Below are 9,060 nucleotides of genomic sequence, written 5' to 3'. Positions count from 1 at the left end.
CGCCTCGGGAAGCTGACCCCGATCGAGTTTGAGACAATCAACAGAGCCGCACCCGCGGCCTGACGAACCGGTCAACCAGACCCTGGGCAAACCCCACATCCTGTCTGCCGCAGGGTTGGATTTTCGTGAGGTGGTGATCCTCCGTCACACCTATACCGACGACGGTCTGCGAGCGTCGGGCGACCTCACGGTCGACAACGTGCTCGACTACACCCGGCGACAGGAACACAAGAACAAGCTTGGCAAGAACCCGCCACGCCACTGGCTAGTCTTCATGGCCGACGGACGCAGGCGCTCCCGCTTCCTTGTCGCTTATGAGAACCACGGCGAGGTGCCGGGCGAACGCACGGAGACGGTCCGCTGCTTCGATCTCCGGCCGTCAGATGTGCTGTCGGTGCTCGCGGGGCGACTTGTCATCGAATGGTCCGGGGACACCGTCAATTGGGCCAAGACTGCAGACCGGGCTTCTGTCTTCCCGGTGGCCGAGATCGCCGACCCCGAGGTGGTGCCATTCCCCGGCTTCGACAACGTGTTGATCGACCATGCCGAGCTCCAGGCGATGGTGACTGATGCGCGGTACGCCGGATGGCGTACCGCCCTCGGCTCAGTTCAAGGCGTCTACTTGATCGCCGACGCGAGTACCGGACAGCTGTACGTCGGGAAGGCGGACGGGGCCGAACGCATTCTCGGGCGTTGGACCGCATACGCCCGAGACGGTCATGGCGGGAACATCGCCCTGCGGGGTCTCGCCGGCCTGGATCCCACGCACGCCCGGAGCTTCTGGTTCAGCATTCTGCGGGTCTTTGGCCCCAGCGTGCCGATGGCGGAGGTTGACGCGGCGGAGTCGCACTTCAAGAACGCTCTGCTGACTCGATCCCATGGACTCAATAGGAATTAGGTCCGGTTCAGGGTGTCCGCACGGGCGGGGCACGAAGCGTTCGAGCGATGCGGCTAGCCTTCGGGGTCACCTGTTGGAGCCAGATGGTGGCGAGGACCAGACCTGCGAAGGCCCAGACGCCGAAACGGCGACGGGTTCGAGATGTCGCCGCCAGCACTGGACGATGGCCAAGCAGACCTGGGCCGAGACGAACCCATGGATGACCTCGCTGGTGAACGCAGATCTGGCCGGCGCGAGCAAGCGGGACTGGCTGGACGTGCAGACCGACGAGTTCCGGTGGGATCGCGGTCGATCGCCTCCACTTGGTCGCGATGGGCAACCAGCTGGCGCGTCACCGAACGTTCGGGTCGGCTTGCCCGGGCCTGCCTCACCGGCCACCAGCGAACCAAGCCACCGGAGGTGCGGTGCGAGTCCGAATTCCGGCGGGATCAGCCGTACTCATCATCGACGCCAGGCCGCGGTTCCACCAGCGCAGATGCGGCACGGGTCGAGACCCCGTTGGCGGGCCGAGCCGCGAGACATCTGCAGCATCCGGGACCGCCCGCCGCCTCGGTCGAGCGACATCGCCCGGGGCACGATCATGGCGTTGCAGTCCTCGCGCAGGTGGTACGTGGAGCCGAGCCTGGTGGCGAACACCAAGTCCTGTGCTCGGCGGGATTCGAACCCGTGGACGCAGAACCGACGGTCCAGGTCGCAGAGCTCGCAGTAGACGACCTGGCCGGAGGCATCCCGCTGGGTGAGGCGGGGCCTGGTCGGCGTCCTCGATGCCGGCCTCGCGGCCGGCTGCTGTCGTGTTGGTGGAATAGGTGCCGGGACGGTGCGACGCGGCCGTGATGGCGGCGGCACTGGGAACGTTGGCGCTGGCGGCTGGACGCGATTGCGGGCGCGCCAGCGCCGAAACCAGTTACGCAACCCCACGCCGCTGCCTTTTGCTCGCGCATCCGACGGTGAAGGACATCATTGGCCCCCTCGAACTTGATCATGATCCTGGCTTCCGGTCGGAGCACCCGAGCACGCCCGCGACAACATCGTAAGCACGACCGGTCGACATAGCCGACCGGTGCGCATTCAAGGTCTCGAATCGGATACGGATCGTCGGAGCGTGAAACGGTTCGAACGCCGGTACCGATAGGCACAGAAGGCTAACCATCATCAGCAATCTTGGGGGAATTTTGGAGTCGGTTCGAACACGTCCGCGTCGTCGGTCGGGCCGGACAGGTCACGTAAAGGGAATCCTGTTGGCGTCGAGGCCGAACGGGCGTGGGCTCGGCGCGATACTTCCGGCGCTGGCAGCTGCTCTTGTGGTTGCCGGGCCACTGGCTGCTTGCGGCTCGCAGACGGCAGACCGACCCAGCACACGCGGGTCCATCTCGTCTACGGAGCGCACTGTGGACGCCGTGACTGGTTCGTCAGGTGGCGTGCGGCAGGGTCGCGCCGTTGTGGCGACGGTTCAGGACGTGATTGACGGCGACACGGTCAAGGTCATTATCGACGGCACGCCGACGATGGTCGACCTCGCATTTATACGCACACCAACAGTCGGGACCTCCGACTCCACCGCCGAATGCCTTGCGAACCAGGCTGTCGAGGAGGTCAACACCCACCTTTCAAGGGGCATGAACATCGATCTGGTGGACTTCGGCAAGCTTGGCCCCGGGGTGGTCGCTTCAGTGCGACTCGCGGACGGTGCCGATCTTGGAGCTCTTCTCGTCCGCCACGGTTTGGCCGCAGCGCTGCTCGACCAGAGGCCCGGAACCCTGTCCGACGAGTTGGTTGTAGCGAACGATGCAGCCATCGAGAGTTCGGCGGGCCTCCATTCCCCGAATATTCCGTGCACGGTCCCCGGCCAGGTCGCTTTGGTGTGGTGCGGAGCAACAACGGCGTCGTCGCAACACACCAGCCCGAGCCCATCACCTACGCCGCGCACTGCGACTACGACGACAACCACACGTTCGGCATCCGCTGCCGCAGGCTGCAAAGACGTCGACGATCAGCATCGAACGGTGGCCGCCGCTATGGCAATAAAGAGACTCTTTGCCCAGCCGAGGGTTGGGGTGATCTGGGATGTCCTCACCGAAGCCGAGCAGACAGCGCTCGAGGCGAAGGCGAACGAAGCCGTCGAGCAAGCACGTGCGAGGGAGGCAGACGCGGGTCACCGGTCGAGTGCGGCGAAGTCGAAGGCGTCCGTCGCAAGTTCGAAGGCCGCGGCGAGTAGTGCCGCGGCTCGATCGGCGGAGGCATCACGTCAAGCTGAAGCGTCACAACAAGCTGAGGCTGCCCGTCGCGCTGAAGCATCTCGGCAGTCCGCCGCGGCGAGCAGGTCCGCGGAGGCATCACGCGCAGTTCGCGAACAGGCAGAACGGGAGACTGCCGAGCGTGCCGCAGCGGAGCAGGCCGAACGGGAGCGAGCGGCCGACGAAGCAAGCCGCGCAGAGGCGCAGCAGAACGCAGAGGAACGCGCGCGCGAGGAGAGTGACGACGCCGACAGTGATGGGGGCGGGAGCGGATCCTCCAAGGGATATGGCCCTGTGTATCCGCGGAATGGCGGACCACCGGGTTACACAGGACCCCGCTGTTGGCTGCCGAACGCTGCCGGTTGGCAGAAGTGTTGAGGACTTCGGCGCGGCCGGCGAGCATCCGAATTTAAACCACAGTACGAGAGTCGAGGCGAGACGATGATTCCGAGGATCATTGCAGGCGTACTGATCGCGGCTGCTGCAGCGGCAATCTGGATAACGATGTGGCCTTCCGCGGGAGCAGGCACCGCAAAGTCCAACCTGGCCGCGATTCAGTCGGCTGACCAGGTCAATCAGCTCACGACCAATGGTGCAGCACAGCAGGCCGTGGTGAACGGCTGGACGACGCGGGATCTCTTGGTCGCCATGGCCGAAGAGGAGAAGGCGGGGAGTGATCGCACCACGGCTCTCCTTGGCATTGGTGTCATCGGGATCGCGCTGGCGATCATGCTGCCTGCGGGAAGACGAACGGAGCGCATCCTCGCGCCAACGGCGCAGGAAGTGGAAGTTCCGCAATCACCCTGGAGCCCGTCAAACACCGCCGGTGGCGCGGCCCCGAGCTGACAGTGATGGAACGGTGTGCTCTGCGCGATGCCCTCAATGGGGCCCACTCCGCCCCTGCACCGCAGGAACCGTTCGACGTCGATGGCGCGTCGCTCCGGCGGCCCGCCCACGTGTTCGAGTCCAAGCCCGAGCAGCGTCGGCATCCGCCGATTCTGATTGACGCAGAGGCTCTCCACATTGCTGCCGTAGTCGGATTCCGGCAGGGATGGCAGCCGCCGAACTTGAGCGAAGTGGCCGAGGTGCACTTCGACGCATGCTGGCGGCCAGCGCTGAGGCCGAGCATCTCAAGATCACCACCACCGACAGCGACGCTGACACCGCGGGCGCCGAGCTGGAACGTGGCTGGGCCAACCACCCGACTACGGATTGCAGATGGTGTTCGAAGTGACGCCTACCGGTTGGCTAGCCGCAACATGTAACATGTTACACACGAGATGTCAGGAGATCGCGCAATGGCAGTCATACCGTCAGTTGGACTGATGCTGTTGAACCGTGGTCCGGTGCTCGGCGTCGGCACGGTCGGCGATCTGGTCGACACCGGCGTCGCGGCAGAAGAAGCCGGCTGGGACTCAGTCTGGGTCGGCGATTCGTTCCTGGCCAAGCCCCGGGTCGAGTCGATCGTCCTGCTCGCCGCCATCGCTGCCCGAACGAAGAGGGTCCGACTGGGCCCGGCATGCATGGCCAGCACACCGCTGCGTGAACCGTTGCTACTGGCCCACCAATGGGCGAATCTCGACCTGCTGTCGCAGGGCCGGACCATCTTCGTCGCCTGCCAGGGCGGCGGCCCGGGCAGCGGCGAGTTCGCCCAGGAGCTGGTAAATCTCGGTCTGCAGCGGTCGTCGCGGATGCGGCGGATGGAGGAGGCCATCGAGATCATGCGGCTTGCCTGGGGCGGCGACGGCGTCGACTTCGACGGGACCTACACGCAGTTCTCGGACGTCACCCTGCTCCCGAAGCCGGCCCAGCGGGTGCCGATCTGGATTGCGGCCAATCCCGATTTGAAAAAGCCGAATAACGTGGAGACGGCGTACCGGCGGGTGGCCAGGTACGCCGACGGCTGGCAGACCACCCACACCACCGTGGACGACATCGCTCGCTCGTGGGAGATTATCCAGCAGTACTTCGACGAGGCCGAACGTCCACTGCCACACGACTTCCAAGTCTCCGTGTGCTCCAACATCTGCCTGGCGGAGAGCAAGGAAGCGGCCTTCGACGAATCGAAGCGATTCCTCGATGCGCATTCGATGACCGACTATTCCTCGGAGTTCCTGCAGCGCTGGGTGGCCATGGGCACCCCCGACGACTGCGTACAGTACCTACGCAGGTTCGTTGCCGCCGGAGCCACCAGCATCCTGCTCCGGATCAGCAGCTTCGACCAAGCCGGTCAGTTCGAACGGATCACCCGCGAGGTGCTGCCGGCGCTACGCGACTAGCGCTGGGGGTCACCGCGTTCGCGGCCGGTAGTCAGGTCAGATAGGCCCGTGAGGGCATCGGACCGTTGAGTTCCGGGACTGCCCGCACCAGCAGCCTGGTGTAGTCGTCCTTCGGCTCGGACAGCACATCGTCCGTCGATCCCTGCTCGACCACCGAACCATGGTGCATCACTGCGACCCGATCGGCGAACGAGCGGGCAAGGGAGATGTCGTGGGTGATCATCAAATACGCGATGCCACGCTCCTTCTGCAGGTCGACCAGCAGGTTCATCACCTGGCCGCGCACCGAGACATCGGCGCCGGACAACGGCTCGTCGGCGACGATCAACACCGGGTCACTGGCAATCGCCCGCGCAATAGCCAGGCGTTGCCGTTGCCCGCCACTGAGTTCGTGTGGCAGCCGGTGCAGGAACGACTCACCGGGCCGCAGACCGACCCGGTCCAGCAGGTCGACGGCCCGGGCCTGCCGTTCGTCGTCACTGCCCAAGTGCCGCAGCCCTTGGAACATCGCAGCCCGCACCGAGCGTCGCGGATTGAACGAGGCGCCAGCATCCTGGAAGATCGGCTGCATCCGGCGTCGCACCGACCGCAACTGTTTGCCGCGTAACGTACTCAGCTCGTGCCCGGTCAGCACAACGCTGCCGGCGTCCGGCAGCTCCAGTCCGAGCGCGATCCTGGCCAGCGTCGACTTGCCCGATCCGCTCTCGCCCACCAGTGCGACCGATTCGCCGGCCCGCACCGTTAGGCTCACCTGGTCGACGGCGAGTACCTGCTCGGAAGTACCCCTACGCTTGAACGCCTTCGTGACGTGCTCCAGCTCCAGCAATGTCTCGGTGGTCATCGCGCCCCTTCCCTTCGACGAGGTGCCAGCACGCGGCAACGTGGTTCGCCTGTCCGGCAACGGAAGTCGGAGGCGGAGCCAACTGGGTACAGTGCTCCATCGCGACCGGGCAGCGAGCGGCGAACGGGCAGCCGACGAAACGCTCGGCCAGGCTCGGCACGTCGCCGGCGATGGTGGCGTAGCGACCATCCGCATCGCGCAGGCTCCGGGCGGCCGTCATCAGCCCGTAGGTGTACGGGTGCCCAGGATGGCTGAGAATCTCATCTGCAGGTCCGGACTCGACGACCCGTCCGGCGTACATCACGTACATCTGGTCGCACAGTTCCGCCACCACTGCCAGGTTGTGGCTGATCAACAGCACGCTCACGCCCAGGGTGCGTTGGATGTCGCGGAGCAGTTTGACGATCTCCGCCTGGGTGGTGACGTCCAAAGCTGTGGTTGGTTCGTCCGCGATCAGCAGGCTCGGCTCGCAGGCAAGAGCAACCGCCATCAGCACTCGTTGGCGCATCCCGCCGGACAGCTCGTGCGGATATGACCGCGCGACGCTCGCCGGCAATTGAACCAGCTCCAACAGGTCGACCACCCGGTCCTTCGTCGATCGCTGCGGCGCGTGCCGCCGGATCGCCTCACCGATCTGCCTGTCGACCCGCATCACCGGATTCAGGAAGCTCAACGGGTCCTGGAACACCATCGCGATCGGCTTGCCGCGCAGCGGTTGCCAGTCGCGACGCCGTAGGCCCGTCACATCCCTGCCGTTGATCGCGATGCTGCCGCCGGTGATCTCGGCGACCCCGGACGGCAGCAGGCCGAGGGCAGCGCGGGCGATCGTCGACTTTCCGGACCCGGACTCGCCCACCACCCCGATCGTCTCGGACGCACCGGCCTTCAGCGTCGCCCCTTGCAGCGCAAAGACCTGACGGTCCGAGGCGTGGTAAGTGACCTGCAGATCGTTGATGCTCAGGATCGGTGCGCTCATATCTTCACCCGCCGTCGGACCCGGCCGATCAGTCTGAGTCGCGGATTGAGAGCCGCGCTCACCGAATCGCCCAAGAGGTTGAAGGCCAGGACCGTGATGAATGTTGCCACGCCAGGGATCACCGACATCCACCAGGCCCGCAACAGGTTCTGTTGACCGTCGTGCAGCAACAGACCCCAGCTGATGGTGTCCGGGCTGCCCAGCCCAAGGAAGCTGATCGATGCCTCCTGCAAGATGGCCTCAGCCACGCACAACGCGATCAGCGGCATGACGGCCGGAATCGCGTTCGGGATCACCTCGCGCAGCAGGATGCGCCACTCCGGCCGGCCCTGGCATCGCGCCACATCGATGTACTCCAACTGCTTGACCCGCAGCACTTCTCCGCGGGTGACCCGGGCTGTCTGCGGCCAGGACAGCATGGCGATCACCAGAATGATGTTGAACAGGCCGGGGCCGATCAGCGCCACGATGGCAACCGCGACGATCAGCGTGGGCATCACTTGGAAGAACTCGGAGACGCGCATCAGGGCGATGTCAAGCCAGCCGCCGAAGAACCCTGCAAACGCGCCCACGAGTACCCCGACGATCACCGCCATGCCGGCAGCCACCACACCGACCAACAGCGAAACCCGGGCGCCGTCCACCAGTCTGGCCAACTGGTCGCGGCCGAGCTGGTCAGTGCCGAACCAGGCGCTCGGGGAGGGCGGCTTAAGGACGGATCGTGAGATCTGGCTCGGGTCCTTGGAGATCACCAGCGGCCCGACCAGGGCTACGATGACGAGCACAAGTATGTAGACGGCGCTGACCCGGCCGCTGAGGTTGTTCAGCAGCCGCCGCCCTGGTCTACGCCACAGCATGTGCTCTCCGAATCTTCGGGTTGATCAGTGCGTACAGCAAGTCCACGATCAAGTTGACCAGGACCACGGCGATTGCAGACAGCACGAAGACACCCTCGATGACCGGGTAATCGCGGTTCGTCACCGCTTGGATGAAAAGGCTGCCGATGCCCGGCCAGCCGAAGACCGTCTCGGTGAGGACCGCACCGGTCAGGCAGTACCCGAAGTTGAACCCGATGACGGTGATGATCGGTGGCAAACTGTTACGCAGCACGTGTTTGCGCAGGATCTCGCCGTTCTTCAGGCCTTTCGCCTCGGCCGTCAGGATGTAGTCCTCTTGCAACGACTCGATCATCGCCGAACGAGCCACCCGCGCCACCACGGTCATGTAGGCCAGGGTGAGTGTCACCATCGGTAACACCAGGTGTCGCAGAAAGTCCGTGAACCGACCAAAACCGCTCTCAGGCGCGCTGATCGACGTCATCCCGGTCACCGGGAACAACCCCAGCCGCACTGAGAACACTAGGATCAGCATCATTGCCAGCCAGAAGACCGGCACCGACTGCCCGGAAACGGTAAAGGCCGTCACCGCGACGTCGCTGCGGGAGCCGGCCCGGCGGGCGCCGATGGCGCCGAACACGACGCCGAGCACGGAGGCCAGCACCAACGAGGGGATCATCAGCGCCAGGGTCGCGCCGGCCCGGGTGAAGATGATGTCGGTGACGGGTGCGTTGTGCGCGAACGAGTAGCCCAGGTCGCCGCGGAGCAGGCTGGTCAGGAACAACCAGAACTGCACCGGCAGCGGACGGTCCAGGCCGAACTTCTCCCGGATGTGCTCTGCGTATCCCTCCGGTGCCGGGAATTCGCCGATCATCGCCTGCACCGGATCGCCGGGCAGGATGTGGGTCAGGACGAACCCGACCGCGACGATTCCGATCACCGTCGGGACCGCCCAGCCGAGCCGCCGTAACCCGTACCTCAGCACGGATCGGGCTG

General features: G+C 65.3%; 8 protein-coding genes. 4 read left to right on the top strand and 4 right to left on the bottom strand.

Going from position 1 to position 9,060, the window contains the following annotated elements:
- Nucleotides 1-130: 130 nt before the first annotated feature.
- From K340_RS0120670 to K340_RS34625, 4 genes are all read left to right on the top strand, one after another.
- On the top strand, nucleotides 131-898 hold the full coding sequence (locus K340_RS0120670; protein ID WP_211229567.1) for a GIY-YIG nuclease family protein: 768 nt from the start codon (nucleotides 131-133) through the stop codon (nucleotides 896-898).
- 1,388 nt (nucleotides 899-2,286) lie between these two features.
- The gene (locus K340_RS36080; protein ID WP_154674394.1) at nucleotides 2,287-3,510 is read left to right on the top strand and encodes a thermonuclease family protein; all 1,224 of its coding nucleotides are present in this window, start codon (nucleotides 2,287-2,289) and stop codon (nucleotides 3,508-3,510) included.
- A 63-nt stretch (nucleotides 3,511-3,573) separates the two neighbouring features.
- Nucleotides 3,574-3,978, top strand: coding sequence for a hypothetical protein (locus K340_RS0120655; RefSeq protein WP_029138093.1), 405 nt, complete (start codon nucleotides 3,574-3,576; stop codon nucleotides 3,976-3,978).
- Between the two features lie 479 nt (nucleotides 3,979-4,457).
- Nucleotides 4,458-5,411, top strand: a complete 954-nt coding sequence (locus K340_RS34625) for an LLM class flavin-dependent oxidoreductase (RefSeq protein ID WP_051267065.1) — start codon at nucleotides 4,458-4,460, stop codon at nucleotides 5,409-5,411.
- A 31-nt stretch (nucleotides 5,412-5,442) separates the two neighbouring features.
- Here K340_RS34625 and K340_RS31990 read toward each other — a convergent pair whose 3' ends face one another.
- From K340_RS31990 to K340_RS0120625, 4 genes are read right to left on the bottom strand one after another with little or no spacing between them, the layout of a single operon-like run.
- Nucleotides 5,443-6,252, bottom strand: coding sequence for an ABC transporter ATP-binding protein (locus K340_RS31990; RefSeq protein WP_037366000.1), 810 nt, complete (start codon nucleotides 6,250-6,252; stop codon nucleotides 5,443-5,445).
- Nucleotides 6,197-7,228 (bottom strand): ABC transporter ATP-binding protein, encoded by a 1,032-nt coding sequence (locus K340_RS31985; protein ID WP_051267063.1) that lies wholly within the window; start codon nucleotides 7,226-7,228, stop codon nucleotides 6,197-6,199. Before K340_RS31985 ends, K340_RS31990 begins: the two co-directional genes overlap by 56 nt.
- Nucleotides 7,225-8,085 carry an ABC transporter permease gene (locus K340_RS0120630; RefSeq protein WP_029138092.1) on the bottom strand — a complete coding sequence of 287 codons (861 nt, stop codon included), beginning with the start codon at nucleotides 8,083-8,085 and terminating at the stop codon, nucleotides 7,225-7,227. The genes K340_RS31985 and K340_RS0120630 overlap by 4 nt, the downstream gene beginning before the upstream one ends.
- Nucleotides 8,072-9,049 carry an ABC transporter permease gene (locus K340_RS0120625; protein WP_029138091.1) on the bottom strand — a complete coding sequence of 326 codons (978 nt, stop codon included), beginning with the start codon at nucleotides 9,047-9,049 and terminating at the stop codon, nucleotides 8,072-8,074. The genes K340_RS0120630 and K340_RS0120625 overlap by 14 nt, the downstream gene beginning before the upstream one ends.
- Between the last annotated feature and the right edge of the window lie 11 nt (nucleotides 9,050-9,060).

Source organism: Nakamurella lactea DSM 19367 (assembly GCF_000426645.1).
In the GTDB taxonomy this organism is placed as follows: domain Bacteria; phylum Actinomycetota; class Actinomycetes; order Mycobacteriales; family Nakamurellaceae; genus Nakamurella; species Nakamurella lactea.
Note: the sequence above shows the minus strand (reverse complement) of the source record. Positions and strands in the feature narration are given on the sequence as shown.